General features: G+C 46.2%; 14 protein-coding genes and 1 riboswitch. Of the genes, 5 read left to right on the top strand and 9 right to left on the bottom strand.

The window, feature by feature from the left end:
• Positions 1–148: 148 nt before the first annotated feature.
• From QT992_RS02385 to QT992_RS02375, 3 genes are all read right to left on the bottom strand, one after another.
• The gene (locus tag QT992_RS02385) at positions 149–532 is read right to left on the bottom strand and encodes a VanZ family protein (RefSeq protein WP_333335254.1); all 384 of its coding nucleotides are present in this window, start codon (positions 530–532) and stop codon (positions 149–151) included.
• A gap of 122 nt (positions 533–654) precedes the next feature.
• On the bottom strand, positions 655–2,013 hold the full coding sequence (locus QT992_RS02380) for a DUF3370 domain-containing protein (protein WP_333335257.1): 1,359 nt from the start codon (positions 2,011–2,013) through the stop codon (positions 655–657).
• A gap of 135 nt (positions 2,014–2,148) precedes the next feature.
• Positions 2,149–3,072, bottom strand: coding sequence for a nucleoside hydrolase (locus QT992_RS02375; protein WP_333335260.1), 924 nt, complete (start codon positions 3,070–3,072; stop codon positions 2,149–2,151).
• Positions 3,073–3,151: 79 nt separating this feature from the next.
• Here QT992_RS02375 and QT992_RS02370 point away from each other — a divergent pair, with 79 nt between their 5' ends.
• Positions 3,152–5,113 (top strand): S9 family peptidase, encoded by a 1,962-nt coding sequence (locus QT992_RS02370; RefSeq protein WP_333335263.1) that lies wholly within the window; start codon positions 3,152–3,154, stop codon positions 5,111–5,113.
• Positions 5,114–5,325: 212 nt separating this feature from the next.
• Positions 5,326–5,544 (top strand): hypothetical protein, encoded by a 219-nt coding sequence (locus QT992_RS02365; RefSeq protein ID WP_190741995.1) that lies wholly within the window; start codon positions 5,326–5,328, stop codon positions 5,542–5,544.
• Between the two features lie 336 nt (positions 5,545–5,880).
• Here the strand turns inward: QT992_RS02365 and QT992_RS02360 are convergent, their stop codons facing one another.
• From QT992_RS02360 to ntrB, 4 genes are all read right to left on the bottom strand, one after another.
• Positions 5,881–6,666 (bottom strand): universal stress protein, encoded by a 786-nt coding sequence (locus QT992_RS02360; protein ID WP_333335266.1) that lies wholly within the window; start codon positions 6,664–6,666, stop codon positions 5,881–5,883.
• Between the two features lie 46 nt (positions 6,667–6,712).
• A complete protein-coding gene (locus QT992_RS02355; RefSeq protein WP_333335269.1) occupies positions 6,713–7,552 on the bottom strand; it encodes a nitrate ABC transporter ATP-binding protein in 840 nt (279 codons plus the stop codon).
• A gap of 282 nt (positions 7,553–7,834) precedes the next feature.
• Positions 7,835–9,265 (bottom strand): ABC transporter substrate-binding protein, encoded by a 1,431-nt coding sequence (locus QT992_RS02350; protein ID WP_333335272.1) that lies wholly within the window; start codon positions 9,263–9,265, stop codon positions 7,835–7,837.
• Between the two features lie 114 nt (positions 9,266–9,379).
• On the bottom strand, positions 9,380–10,228 hold the full coding sequence (gene ntrB, locus QT992_RS02345) for a nitrate ABC transporter permease (protein WP_333335275.1): 849 nt from the start codon (positions 10,226–10,228) through the stop codon (positions 9,380–9,382).
• 99 nt (positions 10,229–10,327) lie between these two features.
• Positions 10,328–10,544: riboswitch (cyclic di-AMP (ydaO/yuaA leader) on the bottom strand.
• 170 nt (positions 10,545–10,714) lie between these two features.
• Here ntrB and QT992_RS02340 point away from each other — a divergent pair.
• Positions 10,715–11,905, top strand: a complete 1,191-nt coding sequence (locus QT992_RS02340) for a sensor histidine kinase (protein ID WP_333313279.1) — start codon at positions 10,715–10,717, stop codon at positions 11,903–11,905.
• A gap of 121 nt (positions 11,906–12,026) precedes the next feature.
• Here the strand turns inward: QT992_RS02340 and QT992_RS02335 are convergent, their stop codons facing one another.
• Entirely contained in the window at positions 12,027–13,364 is a 1,338-nt protein-coding gene (locus QT992_RS02335; RefSeq protein WP_333335278.1) for an ArsB/NhaD family transporter, read from the bottom strand.
• Positions 13,365–13,645: 281 nt separating this feature from the next.
• On the opposite strand from QT992_RS02335, the gene QT992_RS02330 reads away from it, so the two are divergent.
• Together QT992_RS02330 and bchD are read left to right on the top strand one after the other, a co-directional pair.
• A complete protein-coding gene (locus QT992_RS02330) occupies positions 13,646–14,854 on the top strand; it encodes a HAMP domain-containing sensor histidine kinase (RefSeq protein ID WP_333335281.1) in 1,209 nt (402 codons plus the stop codon).
• 34 nt (positions 14,855–14,888) lie between these two features.
• The gene (bchD, locus tag QT992_RS02325) at positions 14,889–17,003 is read left to right on the top strand and encodes a magnesium chelatase ATPase subunit D (protein ID WP_333335284.1); all 2,115 of its coding nucleotides are present in this window, start codon (positions 14,889–14,891) and stop codon (positions 17,001–17,003) included.
• Positions 17,004–17,065: 62 nt separating this feature from the next.
• Here bchD and QT992_RS02320 read toward each other — a convergent pair whose 3' ends face one another.
• Positions 17,066–17,389, bottom strand: a complete 324-nt coding sequence (locus QT992_RS02320) for a PEP-CTERM sorting domain-containing protein (protein ID WP_333313273.1) — start codon at positions 17,387–17,389, stop codon at positions 17,066–17,068.
• Between the last annotated feature and the right edge of the window lie 114 nt (positions 17,390–17,503).

Genomic DNA, 17,503 nt, shown 5'->3' with positions numbered 1-17,503 from the left:
CCTTCTGCCTTCTGCCTTCTATATCATCAATAGACCTCTTGCAAAAATAATTAGGACGGGCTCTCCGGCCCGTCCCACAAAAAATAACTCTTGTGGGACGGCCATCTTGCCCGTCCCATCAATTGATGAAAGGATTTTTGCAAGAGGTCTAATGCCCTGTTTTTCTCTCCCAAACTTCTCCAATCCAATAAAAAATTGCAATCCCGCCAAAACTAAATAAAAAATCTTCAATACTAGCAGTACGATTGGGTAAAATCGCTTGCAGCATTTCTTCCGCAGCAGTGAAAATAGTAAAAATTGCGGGGCCGAAAGGAATTGAATAATTAAACAAATTCATATTTTTTTTGCCACTTGCTCTATGGCACAGAAAAGATGCTATTCCGTACAAAATAAAGTGGCCGAGTTTGTCATAAGGCGGATGAGCGAGAGGAAAGTTGACTAATTTCCCCGTACCTGCTAAAAGCATAATACTGAGAAGAATTAAAACGTACACAAAACAAGCAACTATCCAGAATTTTTTTGATAAGTTCATCTTTTTTTTGTCGATACCGACTAGACACAAACCAAGTCCGCGCAACGCCAAACTCGTCTCAAATCTGCTTAATTACCTATTGTATGTGTAGGCGTCTGCCTAGCAGTACCTGCCGCTCAAATTTAATTTGTTTTCACTGTCAAAACTTGCGGCGGCGACGCATCGGGCGGATAAATAAAATCCACTTCTACAAGTCGCTTTTCTCCCGATTTCATCTCTAGTTTTACCAAAGGTTCCCCCTGCTGTCCCCGCCGCTGGACTAAATGCACGTAGCGAGTTTGAGGCACTTTACTGTCATCAGTATACCGCACTCGAACCGTCCCCCTAAAAAAAGTTTGAGGTGCCGGAGGTTGTAAAAAACTAAGTCCTCCTGAAGTTAATTTGTCTGTCTTAATCGGAGTTTGAATCGCGACTGTTACAGTTTGATTTTTGCTGGTAGAATTGTACAGCGGCAAGCTGAGACTGTATTGAATTCCGTAATTGCCGTGGGCGCGGTATGCTGTATCTGGGTAGCGGACTAGCATTCTCGCACTTTGCACTTGATTTGTACCCAGCATTCCGCGCGGGAGGCTGCTTAATGGGTAGGAAAATGCTGTTCCGGGTTGGGGAATGGCTAGGTTTGATGTGGCGGGATTGTCTGAGATAAGTGCTCGCCATTCTGAACCTAATGCTACACCGGCAACTCGGCCGTAAATTAGTTGACCTTCGGTGATTTCTGGTGGTGTGGGAGTTCGATCGCGCGGCCCGGCTATATTACCATTGTCTAATAAGTTTTGCCATTCTGCTAAATTGGGCGATCGCTCGTTTCCCTGTCCGTTTTCCTCTGGGTCAAGTCGGGCAAACATCGCCAGACTGGCAACATAGACTATACCATCGCTCCGCAACCGCATCAAGGTCGATCGACCGTTTAGCGGCGGTACCAATTCCCGCACCGGTATCGGATGATTCATCAACAGTTGGCTTTTTCCTGGTGGAATAATTAACTGCGGCTCAAAGTCAGACTGTCTCCTTCCTCTGAGAATATCATTCACAGCGCGACTTCCCGGCCCTGCGTAAATATTACTGTTTGAATTATCGACTTGCGGCGGCAATTCAATAAAAGGTGCATCGGGTTGACTGAGATAACTTGCAGCTTGCAATATATCTAATGTTACAGGTTTATTACCCGGATTGTAAACAATTACTCCTTGATACAATGTTCGCAAATCTTCAGGCGAAGGTGCGCGGGCTATGTGGTGGGCAAATATGTCGAAACGTCCTTGAAACGGAAAGTTTAAATGTGCCGCCGGAAATCTTTTACCATCCGGGGGAAATGTCGAAAGCAAAATTCCTTCTTGCAGCACTAATTCGGGGCTGTTGCTGTTAAATACTGGTATGTTGTCTAACTGTCCGGGGAGTGGTCGCACTTCTTGGATTTGGAGGATTTCTTGAGGTGCGGGAGGGGTTTGGGCTAAGGGGATGATTGATATAATTGGCAGCATTTTTGAGAGGAGTTTTTTTTACCGCAGAGGGCGCAGAGGGCGCAGAGGAAGAGAGGGAAGAGAAGAGGAGGTAAATATTTGTGTCTGGGGGGTTTGTACGGAGATTTTGCTCGATTGTAGCAGATATTGTGATTTTTACCTCGCCCACTGTTGTAATATGTAATTGTAAAATTTTGCGGTGTCTACTTTATCCATTGCTTGAATTTTTCGTCCTCCTTTTTTAACTTGTGTGCGTCCTTGGCTGATGCCTTCGGTAATAATTTCTGTTTCCCATTCTCGCAGTTGGTAATATTCGGAGTGCGCTAAATAAGCGGTTGCCAAAATGTCCCAAAAATAGTAATCTTGAGATATTGCTAGGGCATAACACTGTCCTGCTAAGTCGGAAATTGGATATTTGCGCTGTTTTGCTAAGAGATTGGAAAATTCGACTGTCAGCGGTACATTATTTGTGATGTCTAAAGGACACATGACAACGGGAATTTGGGTTTGCCAAATTCTCTCGATTGCTATCGGGTCCCAGTAAGCATTCCATTCCGCCGACATATCTTGTCCGGGTTCCATATCTTTGCTAACATTGCCGATAACATTGAGGGCGCCTCCCATCCAGACAATTTCTTTAATTTTGCTTTCAATTTCTGGCGCGATATCTAAAGCTTGCGCTACTGTTGTTAACGGCCCCGTTACCATTAATGTGACTGGTACGGCTGCATCCCGCAAAACTCGCACCATAAAGTTTTGTCCGGGTTCTGATATTAACGGCGTGTCAATGGTTCCTTTTTCATTTAGAATGGGAAGTCGATCGACTGCAAAGGAATCTCGCCGAAATAACACCGGAAATGGATTCAGTCCCCGCACGGTACTCGCCGCCACCGGAACTTCTGAACGCCCCATCAAATCGAGGATTTTGCGCGTTGCACTCACCGCCGGTTGAATGTAGCAGTCCGCAGGAGTTACAATTACTCCCAGAGTTTCGACTTCCTCCATTGTCATCAGCAACACGACTGACAGATAGTCGTCAACTGCACCGTCGTGATCCATTAGTACGAGTTTTTTGGACATTTTGCTTCCCCGGTGACTGAATTAGTGTAAAGTACAAATATTAATTTTTTTGTGCGAGAAACACAACTGGCTCAACTATATGAATACAGTATCACCTTACGGCTCTTGGAAATCACCTATTTCTTCCGATTTAATTGTTTCTGGAACTGTCGGGCTCGGACAAATTGCTATTGACGGCGATGATATTTATTGGGTTGAGGGAAGACCTTCGGAAGCGGGAAGAAGCGTCCTCGTGCGGCGCACTCCTGACGGTACAATCAACGACGTGACACCGCATCCTTATAATGTTCGCACTCGCGTTCACGAATACGGCGGCGCTTCCTTTGCAGTTGCTGGCGGTGTTGTCTATTTTTCTCATTTTGCTGACCAACGTATTTATTCTCAAACATTAGATTCTCAACCCGAACCTCTGACTCCTGCTGTTAATTCTCGCTATGCAGATGCGATAGTTGACAAACAACGCAATCGCCTGATTTGCGTGCGCGAAGACAATACAGGTGAGGGCGAACCTGTCAATACTATTGTTACCATTAATTTAGATAACGGCGAAGATATTCAAATCTTAACTCAGGGCAATGATTTTTATGCTTCCCCTCGTTTAAGTCCAGACGGTTCTCTACTTTCCTGGATTTGTTGGAACCATCCAAATATGCCGTGGGATGGCACAGAATTGTGGGTAGGAGAAATTAAGGCTGACGGTTCTTTAGGTGAAAAATACTTGGTTGCTGGCGGGGTTGAGGAGTCAATTTTTCAACCGGAATGGTCGCCCGATGGAGTTTTGTATTTTGTTTCTGACAAGTCTAACTGGTGGAATTTCTACCGCTGGCAATCTAGAACCCCCCTCAATCCCCCCTTGGTAAGGGGGGAAGCAGAGATAGAAACCAGCTTGTGCGAAATGGCGGCTGAATTCGGACTTCCTCAGTGGGTTTTTGGAATGTCTACTTATGCCGTTGTCTCGGAAAGCAAAATTATTTGCACCTACACTCAGCAAGGGCTGTGGTATTTAGCGAGTCTTGATTTAACGACTAAGCAGTTGACAACAATTGACACGCCTTACACTGATATTTCGTCGGTCAAAGCGCGGGGAGAAACTGTTGTTTTTCTGGCAGGTTCGCCGACTGAATCTACTGCTATTGTACAACTCAATTTAGCAACAAGTCAACGGTCAATCTTGCGCCAGTCGAGCAATTTAAGCATCAATCCGGGTTATCTTTCTGTACCGGAACCTATCGAGTTTCCCACGGAAAACAATTTGACTGCTTTCGGTTTCTTCTATCCCCCGAAAAATCAAGATTTCGCAGCGCCTGCGGGTGAAAAACCGCCGCTTGTTGTTAAAAGTCACGGCGGCCCAACTGCTGCTACTTCTAGTAGCATGAATTTGAAAATTCAATATTGGACGAGTCGCGGTTTTGCCGTGCTCGATGTTAATTATGGTGGCAGCACTGGTTACGGCCGAGAATACAGAAAAAGACTGCAAGATAGTTGGGGAATTGTCGATGTTGACGACTGCGCTAACGGTGCTAAATATTTAGCTCAAAAGGGTTTAGTTGATGGCGAAAAAATGGCGATCGCCGGAGGCAGTGCAGGGGGGTACACCACTCTGTGCGCTCTTACTTTCCGCGATGTGTTTAAGGCCGGTGCGAGCTATTATGGAGTTAGCGATTTGGAAGCTTTGGCAACAGATACTCACAAATTTGAAGCGCGCTATCTGGATGGATTGATTGGGCCTTATCCTGAAAGAAAAGATTTGTATGTACATCGTTCGCCGATTCATTCCGCCGAACGTTTATCTTGTCCCGTTATCTTTTTTCAAGGATTAGAAGATAAAGTGGTTCCGCCTAATCAAGCGGAAATGATGGTAGAGATATTGAAAGCTAAAGGTTTGCCGGTTGCTTATGTTGCTTATGAAGGGGAACAGCACGGTTTTCGCCGCGCTGAAAATATCAAAAGAACTCTTGACGGCGAATTCTATTTCTATTCGCGGGTGTTTAAGTTTGAGTTAGCTGAACCTGTGGAGGAATTGGTGATTTTCAATCTTTAGAAAACATTAAGTTTGCAGTTGCTCGGTATTCCCTAAAAAGCAACTGCAACCTTAGCATAATTAGCCAATTTTCAATGTGATTTACTTCACAAATTTTGCTGTTGACTATCACATCGTTAAAGGCAATACAGCTATAAATTTTTATAGTGCGATCGCCTTTTGTTGCCGCAGAAACGCCCGATCGCGATCGTCGAGTTAGAGAATCAATTACTATGCAAACTCCTGTCCACCTGATTCCATCTGCTTTGGGCGAGCTGTTTGCCGAAGTGAATCAAAATGGCTACATTACTCTAGCCGATAGGTACGGTTTGATGGCTGCTATTTTTGACGAAAATTTGACTGAGGAAGACAAACGCTCGATCGATCGCCTGCTGCGCTCTGTGTGTCGAGGAAAGATAAAATTAGTTAACGAATTGTCTACGATCAGGTAAGTGCCGATAATTTTCCTTGACGATAATTTTAACAATCCCCACCATCAAAAAAGTCCTAATTGTCTCGGAATTGGGACTTCGATCGAGGAAACTATTTTTAATTTTTCATCGATATAGAACTTACGCAAAAAAAGGTTGGGCGCGCTAATTATAGTCGTAGGGAATGAGAATTAAATAACTTAGAATTTTGATGGTTCTTGTGGGATGGGCGTCCCGCCCGTCCAGAAAGGGCGGGCGGGACGCCCAACCCGCAAACTTGTGTAAATTATTTAATTCGCGATCCTACGGTGCGCTGCACCTTACATAATTAGATTCTGGCCCAACGAGTGAACAATTTTAACGTGCAGGTATAGTTGTCGCCAACTGTAACTTGCTCAAACTTTCTTCAGGCTGAAAATCCATCTGATAGCTGAGTGCCGAAGGAATACCGAGCACGCAGCAGGGAAAATTATTCCCTAGTTCCCTAACCAGCCGATGGTTGCCAGAATCGCAGCCCAAGAACAGTAAATTTGCTGATTCTAATTCAACCACATTTCTCAGTTCTGTAGCAACCCGCCCGATTCGCAAATGAGCTTTGAATAAACCGCGCCATTCCTCAGCCAAACAGCGCGCTTGCCACAGCAACTTATCTGCTACTTCGTACTCATTCTTTGGACCAAAAATTTCTCGAAAATAATGCGGATCGATCCAAGTTTTTTGCTGGGATATCGATGGGATTTCTGTTGGGAAAGCGAGCGCAGGCGCTGCACAATTAAGGGTGAAGGTTTCCTCTAATTCCCAGAGTTTTGGCGTGTTAGCCAAGGAATTTCCCACCGCAAAATTGCCAGTATCTTCGCCGTAAATGTTGGGCGATTCGTCGATGACGTAGACGACTTGGACCGTGACTTCTTTAGTTGTTACTAAACGAGTTTGATGCGCCATCCAAAGAGTAATGTCCAGAGCAGTTTGACTTTTGGGAGAACTGTTGTAACCGACAATAAAATTGATACTTTTTGCCTGTTTTGTAGCTTTTGATTTCTTAGAACTCTGCACTTGTGGCTCTGGCAGCAACACCATTTCTTCTGCTAAATTTTGGTATCCCAATGCACTTTCAAAACGCGCTAACATTGTTTTGAGATTCACAGGCTTGACCTCTCTTAAGTGAATTGTTTTGTCGGTTCGTCGGGCGTTATTCGTCTTGGGTAAAGTAGCGATCGAGAAAATTCAAAGCATAGTTGCGGAGTTCGTAATACTCCTGGGATTCCCGCAACTCTTGGCGATCGCGCGGGCGCGCAAACGGCACTGACAAAATTTCACCTATCGTCGCAGCCGGGCCGTTTGTCATCAGTACAATGCGATCGGACATATAGATAGCTTCATCCACATCGTGAGTAATCATCATTGCAGCTTGTCTGTGATTTTCCCAGATGTCCAGCACCTGTTTCTGCAACTTGCCGCGAGTCAGAGCATCCAGCGCTCCAAACGGTTCGTCCATTAATAACATTTTCGGTCGAATCGCCAAAGCTCGCGCAATCCCAACCCGCTGTTTCATGCCCCCTGAAATTTCGTCTGGATATTTATCGGCTGCTGCATTTAAGTTTACCATTGCTAGGTGTTCGTTGACAAGACTAATCTTCTCAGAACGGCTAAGACTTCGCAAAACTTCATCAACGGCCAGCCGAATATTTTCCCGCACCGTCAGCCAAGGCAGCAATCCGTAGTGCTGGAATACCATCATGCGATCGGCTCCCGGTTTCCGAATTTCTTTTCCTTCCAGTGTCACTATTCCGTCGCTCTGTTTTTCCAAACCCGCCACTATTTTTAGCAGCGTTGATTTGCCACAGCCAGAATGACCGATTACTGAAATAAATTCGTTTTCTCCAATACTTAAATTGATATTTTCGAGAACGCTAAATTCTGTACCGTCACCATTTTTGTAAGACTTGAACAAATTCTCTATTTCCAGAAATAGACGATCGCTCTTGACCGAACTTTCGGTACTGGTAGAAGTAGAAGTGTATTGGCTCACGGTATTCTCCTAAAAAGTAGTAAAGTGTTAAGGGAATTTTCTTGCTCTTGCCTAAATCCTAAAATTGGGCAGTCGGTTTCAACTGAAATGTTGCACCATTCTCAATAAGCTTTTTATGAACAGGCTTTTCGGCCTGTTCCACAAAGAGTGAATTTTCTTGTGGAACAGGCAAGATGCCTGTTCCTGAGAATGGTGCAATATCTCAGTTTCAACCGACTTTAGCTATTAGCCAGGGAATTTATTCCCTGGCGGGACATTAGGAAAAGCGCAACATCTCAAACATTAAGACTGAAAAAAAGACTGAGGGCGGTTGGCTCGAATTTCAAAACTATTCAAATAGCCCACCGGATCGCTTGGATCAAATGCCTTTTTATCAATAAAAAGTTCTGCAGGTTCCACTTGGTAATCCTCCTGGGGACAATCGATCGCCATTTCGGCAACAATCTTGCGGTAAAGGTCGGTTTTCCAAGCTTTTTTAGCTAATTCCTCAGCATTTTTTGGAACTTCTTTAATCTGTCCCCAGCGAGCGGCTTGAGTCATCAACCAAATACTCTGAGACTGCCACATAAATGTTGAATGATTTCCCGGTATTTGAGGCAAATTCTTAGGAATGTCATAGAAAATAGTTGCATCTTCCGATTGTATGGTGCGGTCTTTTTCGTCAAAACCTCCATAGTTGTAGTCGCCAACTATTGCCGGTCGCGTAAATTTGTCGATCGCCCCTTTTTTCGGTTTCGCCCCCGTAAACGATCGCTCAGTCAGCAGCGCCGATATTTCACTGCGATTTTCCGGCCGGCTGCAATACTGACAAGCTTCCACCATTGCCTTAACCAGCGAGTAATAAGTCTTCGGATTTTCCTCAATGAATGATTCCATTACTCCCAAAAGGCGATCGGGATGTCCCAGCCAAACTTCCTTGCCTTGCACGAAGGTAAAACCCACTCCCAAATTGCCTTGAATTGCCCGCGTATTCCAAGGTTCGGCCACCATGTAAGCCTGCATGGCACCAATCCTGATATTAGTTACCATCTGCGGCGGCGGCACAATAATTACCCGAAATTCTTTGAACGGATCGACACCCGCAGCCGCCGATATGTAGCGGACAAAGTATTCGTAAATCGCAGAACTCAGAACCACTGCCCAAACTCTTTTTTCCGACGGCTGACTGTCAAAAAAGGCTCGAAATTGTTTGCCAAATTCTTCCAAATTGCCGTTGTATTCGTGCCACGGGCGCAAACCAGAATCCCACATAGCTTTGTTCATCGTCATGGCGTTGCCGTGGCGGTGAATTGTCATTGCCGCGCACAGGGGTGCGTGCCGCGCTCCTTCGGCGCCAACTCGGGCGTTTGTGACTGCGCCGGATACGACTGGGGAGGCGTCGAGGCGGCCGAAGATTACGCCGTCGCGGGAGGTTGCCCAGCTTGCTTCGCGGTTGAGTGTGACGTTTAAACCGTATTTGCGGAAAAAGCCTTTTTTCCAGGCGATCGCAAATGGTGCACAATCGTTAACCGGCACGTATCCTACGGTTAAATTTGGTTTTTCTAAGGTTCGGGAATCGACAACCGGCTTTACGGCTGAGGCTTCTTCTGTGAGTCCTTTTGCCGATCGATCCGCGCTAATTCCACAACCAGATAAAGCCATTCCCGCCGCCGCCATTCCGATTCCTTGCAAAAACTCTCGGCGGTTCCCTTCATTGGAAAACTTGTCACTCATATTTAATTCTCGATCGCTAATAGCTAAATGTCCGTCATCAAAAGCCCTGAGCTTTTAGCTAATGACTAATGACTAATGACTAATGACTAATGACTAATGACTAATGACTAATGACTAATGATTAATGACTGCTCGATGCGTTACCAATTCCTGAATTTTGTCAACAGCAGCGTCGAGCAACAATCCAGTTAAGCCAATTACAAACACCGCTAAAAATACCGAACTCAGATTCAAACGGCTCCACTCATCCCAGACAAAAAAGCCAATTCCCACACCGCCTGTCAGCATTTCCACCGCCACAATCACCAGCCAAGCAATCCCCAAACTAATCCGCAAACCTGTAAAAATGTATGGCAAACTCGCCGGCCAAATTATCTTGGTAATCCGCCTCCATCGCGGCATTTCCAAAACTTGCGCCACATCCAGATAATCCTTGGAAACGCTAGAAACTCCCAAAGCTGTGTTGATAATTGTCGGCCACAAGGAGGTAATGAATATGACAAAAATTGCCGACGGCTCTGCTAAATTAAAAATCGATAAAGCTATGGGCAGCCAAGCTAGCGGCGACACCGGTTTGAAGATTTGAATCAGCGGATTGAGCGCCATCATTGCCGGTTTCGACATCCCGATCAGAAATCCCACAGGAATCGCCACTGCTGCACCCAGCAAAAATCCCACCAACACCCGTCGCAAACTCGCTAGCAGCAGCCAGCCAATGCCTAAATCTCCAGGCCCGCGCCGATAAAATGGATGGAATATGTAATCTAAATTAGCGATTAACGCCTGATAGGGAGTGGGAATTAAATCGCTGTTGAAGCTGGCAACAATCCACCACAAGCCCAGAATTCCCAAAAAACCCGCAGCAGGCAACAAAACAGCATCTCGGATGACAACGGGTTTTACACGCTTCCACGTTGCAACTCCTGCAAGTACGATCGCAGATAAATTAAGCTGTATGAACATTTCAATCTCCTTCAGAGTCAGGGCAGGTACAAGAATCTTGAACAATACCAACCTGAGACACTGACGAAGCCAAACTATCTTGTTCAGAAATTTGGCTTTTCAGTCTCTTCTCAATGCCTGCGAAGTTAGCTGACGGGCTAGGACTGAGAGATGTCCTTCTCTACATAATTAAAGGTTAAAAATTACACTCACTCAAACTGGGAAATTTTTAACTTTGCTTTTTAATTTTGTAGAAATTAGCCCCGAAAATTGGTTCCTCCGCTCCAGCCACACGCTTGGTTCGATTGCGCGGTGCTCGATTAGGCTTGACTTTTTAAGCCAATTTCAATTAAGGTATCACGAGCATTTCATTTTGTCAATAGGTCTTTAGGAGTAGCTCTTGGCGATCGCAAAGCTCAAAAGTTGATAGAAAATTCAAAAAGTTAATTAATTAAACTCACCTAGAGAGATAAAATGCGATCGCCCACTTCTTTCTCTACTTGAGCCATGAGAGACTTTAGCCTCGCGCTGCAAGATCGAATCGACATAATTATACAAAACTGGATCGAAGCTGTACGATCCGACGACCAACTCGAAACCGCTAAGGAACTCACCTACAATGGCGTGCGCGACAGCGTTCCACTGGTACTGCAAGCGATCGTAACCATGCTTTCCCAATCCCAAGAGAGCGACATTCGCACACTCGTAGAAAAAAGTTTAGAACACGGAACTCTCAGGGCAAAACAAGGCTACGATGCCGAAGAAATTGCGCGGGAATACCGCTTGCTGCGCTGGGTAATTTTCGAGGCTTTAGAGCCAGAATTGTTAAAAGCCTCTGCCGCCGAAGTCAGCAGAGCTTACCGCTTAATTGACACGGCCCTCGACGAAGTAATTGCTAAATGTTTCCAAACCTTTACCCAGGAAAGATTCCAAGAACTAAAGGATTTGCAAAACCAACTGCAACTTACAAATCAAGAACTGACTCGCTTAGTTCGCGCCAATCAAGAGAACTTATCTCACTTAGCTCACGAATTAAAAACTCCCCTCACCTCTATTATCGGGTACTCAGATTTATTTTTGCGCCAGCAACAAAACTATTCCGAAATTAAAGGTGCTGTTCCCAATATAGGACATATTGATAGAGTCCTCAACAGCGGCCGACTGTTGCTGAGATTGATCAACGATACTCTGGAAATTTCGCGGTACGAAGCCGGACAAATAAAGTTACAGCTAGCGCCAATCAGACTGCCAGATGTACTCGCCACTGTTGTTGAAATAATCGAGCCTTTAGCGAAAGCCAAAGGTTTAGAGATAGCTGTTGAGTGCCATCTCTCAGACGATCGAGTGGTGACAGATTGCTTGCGCTTGCAGCAAATTATCACAAACTTAACCAGCAACGCCATTCGCTACACCACAGCCGGTACTGTTAAAATAAAAAGCGAACTTTTGCCAGAGAAATATTGGACAGTAACTGTCTCAGATACAGGAATTGGCATTCCTCCTGAAGACTGCGATCGGATTTTTCAACCCTATTTTAGAGCCGACAACTCCCTGAGTTCTGGCATTCCTGACAGTACCGGCTTAGGGCTAGCAATTGTCGCTCGATTAGTCAAGCTCTTGCAAGGTAAAATCGAATTAGTTTCTCAAGTAGGAGTTGGCTCCTCCTTCACTGTAATTTTCCCCTTAGAATTGGAATGATTTTAGATGCTTTAGTATTACCAACCAATTTTTCTTCCCTCTTTCCTCTGACTTCTTCCCTCTTCCTGAAATCCGTTACATCCGTTACATCCGCCCTTGCGAATCCGTTGCCGAACTTCCTTCAAATCAGAAACCGAATAGTTACATAAACAGCCGCAGCCACCAATTGCACGGCCATCACAGGAAGCCCGTAACGCAGAAAAGTTTGAAAAGAAATCCGGCGTCCGTGCTGTTCAGAAATTCCCGCCGCCACTATATTAGAAGAAGCTCCTACCAAAGTGCCATTTCCGCCTAAAGTTGCTCCATACATCATCGCATAAAACAGGGGCAGCACAGCAGGTGGAAACTGCCCTGCAAAATCCGGCGCCAGCACTTCTGCCGGTGCAAGCCCGACATTGACAACATACTGTTTTAGCAGCGGCACCATCGCCACTACCAGCGGAATATTTGGCACCACGCTCGACATCAAACCCACAAAAAATAACAAAACTAAAGAACCCAGAAAAATATTTTTACCCAAAATCACTGCTAATATTCCAGATATACTGGCGATGACTCCGGTTTTTTCCAAACCGCCAATCAGCACAAAGATAGACATAAAAAATAGCAGCGTGCTCCAATCTAAATCCCGCAAAATATTATTAACAGAATCAATTTGGGAATGGTGAGCTAAAAGCATTGCCAAAGCAGCCCCCAACAAAGCAACGGCTGCCGGTGAAATAGGCACGGGCAGAGACTCTCCTATTACAAAAAATGTCAGCACGAAAGCTATAATTAAGCCGCCTACTACTAAAACTCGCGGGTGATTGATTTTTGGGTGGGGCAAATGTTCCAAATCGTCTAAGTTCTTGTGCCAAATTTCGCGGAACAGCCAAGGCAACATAACTACTATCACTCCTACTGCGATCGCCCCGCCCAAACTTAACTTTAGCAGGTAATCTGCAAAACTCATGTTAATAGCATCGCCGACAATGAATGTCGCCGGATCGCCCACGATTGTCAGCAGTCCCGAACTGTTAGCCACAAATACCATTAAAATCAGTAACGGCACAAAATCTACACCGACTTCTTCTGCCATTGGCGGAATTAATGGTGCTAGCAGCATGACTGTCGTGGCATTGGGCAAAACTGCACAAATTGGCGTAGTAATTGCGACAATACCCAGCAAGAGATTTTTGCCTTTGCCTTTCGCCAAAAGCACCATTTGAGTTGCCAAGTATTCAAATACTTTGGTAGGCTCAAAGGCTCTCACCATTACCATGACTCCGAAAAATAAGCCTAGCGTGGCGTGACTTCGACCGATATATTCGATCGCGTTGTTTAACGTCATCACGTGGGTAAAAACCAGAATCACTGCTCCCAGAAATGCCGCAACTGTGAGGTGTATCCATTCTGTAATTATTAAGAAAATTACACATATAAATGTTGTTGCAGCAATCACAGCTTGTACGTTTTCCATTTATTCCCCTGAACAATTTAATACTTAAAATTAAAAACTATTCGTGTGAGGCAATTTACTACTTTATGGCTCTTCTGTCAATAGGTTGAAGGGCTGATTATCGTAGCAACACGCTGGGATCGACCCCTAGAGAGAGATCCGGCACAGGGAAAAAATCACCTCAAAACTACTTCTTTTGGCAGGGTCGCGATCGCCCGAAGTTTGGTATGGCGATCGGGCGATCCCTCAACTACAATGAAGCATAGGCAATCTCTGCCAAACTCAACCCCCACGCAGACATCATGGACTACAGCCAAGTGCTCGCCGACAAAACCGATACTATCGTCAAAAACTGGATTGAAGCAGTTCGTCAGGATCGGAAAATTGAAACCGCTGACGCCTTACCGCACTCAGCAATCGAAAATCACATACCTCACCTGCTGGCGGCGATGGTCACAGTGCTTTCCCAATATCAAAACAGCGAAATAAAACTAATAATTGAAGCCAGTTTAGATCACGGATTTCTCAGAGCCGAACAAGGCTACGACGCCGCAGAAGTAGCCCGCGAATACCATTTATTGCGTCAAGTAATATTCTCCCACTTAGAAGCCGAATTGCTAGCAGGAAGCGTCGCAGACGTATTCAGAGCTTTTCGGCTGATAGATGCCGTACTAGACGAAGCAATTGCCCAGTGTTTCAATAGCTACGTCGATCAGAGGATGCGGGAACTTCACCAAATCCAAACTCAGTTAACACTCACCAATCAAGAGCTCAATCGCCTCGTCAGCGTCAATCAAGAAAACGTCTACCATTTAGCTCACGAACTCAAAACTCCTCTCAACTCGATTATTGGTTATTCCGAACTGTTTTTGCGCCAAGAAAAATGGCAATCTGAAATCAAAGATACCCTCCCCGGCATCGAACACATCGAGCGAGTATTACGCAACGGCAGACACTTGCTTCGCATGATCAATGACACACTAGAACTTTCTCGTGCCAATGCCGGAAAAATTAAACTTAACCTGCGGCCAACTAATGTACAATCTGTAATTAACACCGTAGTAGAAATGATGCAGCCAATTGCTGATGCTAAAGGACTCAAGCTAGCTGTTACCAGCGACGATGCCCCAAGACAAGTAATCGCCGACGGACAGCGGCTGCAACAAATTCTGATCAACCTGGTGAGCAATGCCATTCGCTATACAGAATCAGGTAGCATTGAATTAAGTTGCCGCCCTGCTGGAGAAGGAAATTGGGCGATCGCAATTACAGATACCGGCATTGGCATCGCTCCCGAAGATACAAAGCGCATCTTTGACCCCTTCTTTCAAGCAGGAGAAGCCGGCAAACAGCTCTTTCCCACCGAAAGCACAGGCCTGGGATTAGCAATAGTATCGCGGCTCGTCTCGCTGCTGCAAGGCAAAATCGAGCTAGTATCAGAAATAGGAGTTGGCTCAACTTTTACCGTGATTCTGCCCCAAGAAGTTAAAGTCCTCCAAGAAGTAAGCTAAACATTAAGTTCAAATTTTTACATCCGAAAATCCTATGCCCGCAGCCAACAGACGCCCTTCCACCACAGCCTTTCCCCTCACCGCCGTAGTCGGGCAAGAAGCAATCAAATTAGCCCTGCTGTTAGCAGCAGTCGATCCCGGATTGGGAGGAGTTGCGATCGCAGGCCGCCGGGGCACAGCAAAATCAGTAATGGCCCGCGCCTTGCACTCCTTACTGCCACCCATTGAAATTGTTAAAGATTCTTTTTGCAACGCCGAACCTAATGAAATTATTGCCGAACAAGCATCAGGCTTGTTACCAGAAAATGGCGGGCAAGATGCCCACACCACCGATACTAATTCCTTAACTACTGAAATAATTCCCACACCATTCATTCAAATTCCTTTGGGTGTCACCGAAGACCGACTCTTAGGTTCAGTGGATGTCGAACAATCAGTGAAATTCGGTCAAACCGTATTTCAACCCGGACTCTTAGCCCAAGCCAATCGAGGCGTACTTTATGTTGACGAAATCAACCTCCTTGATGACAATATTTCCAACCAATTGCTAACAGTATTAACCGAAGGGCGCAACCAAATAGAGCGCGAAGGCATTAGCTTTCAACACCCCTGCAAACCTCTATTTATCGCCACCTACAACCCCGAAGAAGGGCCGCTGAGAGAACATTTGCTCGATCGCATCGCGATCGTACTTTCAGCCGACGCAGCACTCGAACTAGAAGAAAGAGTCTATGCAGTAGAACAAGCTTTATCCTACTCCAGCTCCCCCCAAGACTTTCTCAATCAATACAGCGAAGACACCGACAACCTCAAAACCCAAATCATCCTAGCCAGAGAATGGCTCAAAGATGTCAGCATTAAACGCGAACAAATTGCCTACCTAGTAGAAGAAGCCATCCGGGGTGGCGTTCAAGGACACCGCGCCGAAATATTCGCAGTCCGCGTCGCCAAAGCCGCCGCCGCCATCGAAGGACGCACAGAAGTTAACGCCGAAGACCTGCGCCGCGCCGTAGAATTAGTCATCGTACCCCGCGCCACCATCATCCAAACTCCCCCAGACGAAAACTCTCCTCCTCCTCCCCCCCCACCGCCTCCCCAAAAGCAGTCAGAACAAGAACAAGACGAACCAGAAAACGAGCAAGAAGACGAAGAAGACCAAGAGGATGAAGACAACCCGGAACCTGAAGAAGAACCAGAAAAAGATACCATTCCCGAAGAATTTCTCTTCGACCCAGAAGGAGTAATTCTCGACCCCAGCGTGCTTTTCTTCGCCCAAGCCGCCAGCCGCCAAGGCAAATCGGGCAGCCGCAGCACCATTTTCTCCGAAGATAGAGGCCGTTACGTCAAGCCGGTATTGCCCAAAGGCCCCGTCCGCCGCATCGCCGTTGACGCCACCCTCAGAGCCGCCGCACCCTACCAAAAAGCCCGCCGCGACAGGAATTCTAACCCCCCCCAACCCCCCCTTAGTAACGGGGGGCAAGGGGGGGTTGAGCGCCGTGTATTTGTGGAACAGGGAGACATTCGGGCGAAGCGCTTGGCCAGAAAAGCTGGAGCTTTAGTCGTATTTGTCGTCGATGCCTCCGGTTCGATGGCCCTCAACCGAATGCAGTCGGCCAAAGGTGCAGTCATGCAGCTACTCACAGAAGCTTATCAAAGCCGCGACCAAGTTGCTCTCATTCCCTTTCGCGGGGAACAAGCAGAAGTGCTGCTACCGCCGACTCGCTCGATAGCCTTGGCCCGCAAGCGTTTGGAACGGTTGCCCTGCGGCGGCGGTTCCCCGCTGGCCCACGGTTTGACTCAAGCAGTGCGGGTGGGAGTCAACGCGCGGCAGTCTGGAGATATCGGTCAAGTTGCGATTGTCGCTATTACTGACGGACGCGGTAATATTCCTTTGGCTCGTTCTTTGGGCGAACCGATTGTAGATGGAGAAAAGCCTGATATTAAAAAGGAATTGTTAGAAATTGCTGCCAAAATTCGTGGGTTGGGAATGCAGTTGCTGGTGATTGATACCGAGAGCAAGTTTATTTCGACTGGCTTTGCGAAGGAATTGGCCAAGACTTCTGGAGGGAAATACTATCACTTGCCGAAAGCTACCGAACAGTCGATCGCAGCTATGACTAAAAATGCTCTGCGCGACGCGATCGGCTAAAATCCTGATATCCGCATTTATCTGCGGTTAAAAATCCTAAAATTAGACTTTTTGCCAAAAGTCTAATTTTTAACTCTCACTCTCCGGCGAGTCAGCGCCAGCGAACCCGCAACTAAACCCAACCCTACCACCGCCGAAGGCTCAGGAATTCTTGCGGGGAGAGGCACCGGCTTTCCCGGTCCCCGGCTCGGGATTCCAGAATTTCTGTTGGTGAATTGCTCGGTATTCTTAGCCAGCAGCAAATTTTCTGAACCCTGCCCTGAAGTAGCGGTATAAACGGCTCGGAAATTAGCTGCAACGGCAGCTTGACCGCCGGAAATAACGGAGGCAGCCAATAAAATTCCGGCTGTAGGTGGCAATAATTTGCGATCAAAAAATGTGGGCATGGGACATTACCTATTTAGCAGTTTGTCGATAGCACTCGATCTATTCATTAATTTTCCGGGTATCCTCTGTCTAAGCTACCTTAGCCATTAACGGAACCGATTTTAGATTTTAGA

Origin of the sequence: Microcoleus sp. T3_D1 (assembly GCF_036700405.1) — a bacterium.
GTDB lineage: Bacteria > Cyanobacteriota > Cyanobacteriia > Cyanobacteriales > Microcoleaceae > Microcoleus.
This window is presented reverse-complemented; position numbering and strand designations above follow the sequence as displayed.

Bases quoted from the DNA above. Each gene is read 5' to 3' on its own strand.
- ntrB (WP_333335275.1), bottom strand. From the start codon at position 10,228: ATGTTCATACAGCTTAATTTATCTGCGATCGTACTTGCAGGAGTTGCA.
- QT992_RS02385 (WP_333335254.1), bottom strand. From the start codon at position 532: ATGAACTTATCAAAAAAATTCTGGATAGTTGCTTGTTTTGTGTACGTT.
- QT992_RS02365 (WP_190741995.1), top strand. From the start codon at position 5,326: ATGCAAACTCCTGTCCACCTGATTCCATCTGCTTTGGGCGAGCTGTTT.
- QT992_RS02335 (WP_333335278.1), bottom strand. From the start codon at position 13,364: ATGGAAAACGTACAAGCTGTGATTGCTGCAACAACATTTATATGTGTA.
- QT992_RS02370 (WP_333335263.1), top strand. From the start codon at position 3,152: ATGAATACAGTATCACCTTACGGCTCTTGGAAATCACCTATTTCTTCC.
- QT992_RS02330 (WP_333335281.1), top strand. From the start codon at position 13,646: ATGGACTACAGCCAAGTGCTCGCCGACAAAACCGATACTATCGTCAAA.
- QT992_RS02380 (WP_333335257.1), bottom strand. From the start codon at position 2,013: ATGCTGCCAATTATATCAATCATCCCCTTAGCCCAAACCCCTCCCGCA.
- bchD (WP_333335284.1), top strand. From the start codon at position 14,889: ATGCCCGCAGCCAACAGACGCCCTTCCACCACAGCCTTTCCCCTCACC.
- QT992_RS02340 (WP_333313279.1), top strand. From the start codon at position 10,715: ATGAGAGACTTTAGCCTCGCGCTGCAAGATCGAATCGACATAATTATA.
- QT992_RS02350 (WP_333335272.1), bottom strand. From the start codon at position 9,265: ATGAGTGACAAGTTTTCCAATGAAGGGAACCGCCGAGAGTTTTTGCAA.
- QT992_RS02320 (WP_333313273.1), bottom strand. From the start codon at position 17,389: ATGCCCACATTTTTTGATCGCAAATTATTGCCACCTACAGCCGGAATT.
- QT992_RS02375 (WP_333335260.1), bottom strand. From the start codon at position 3,072: ATGTCCAAAAAACTCGTACTAATGGATCACGACGGTGCAGTTGACGAC.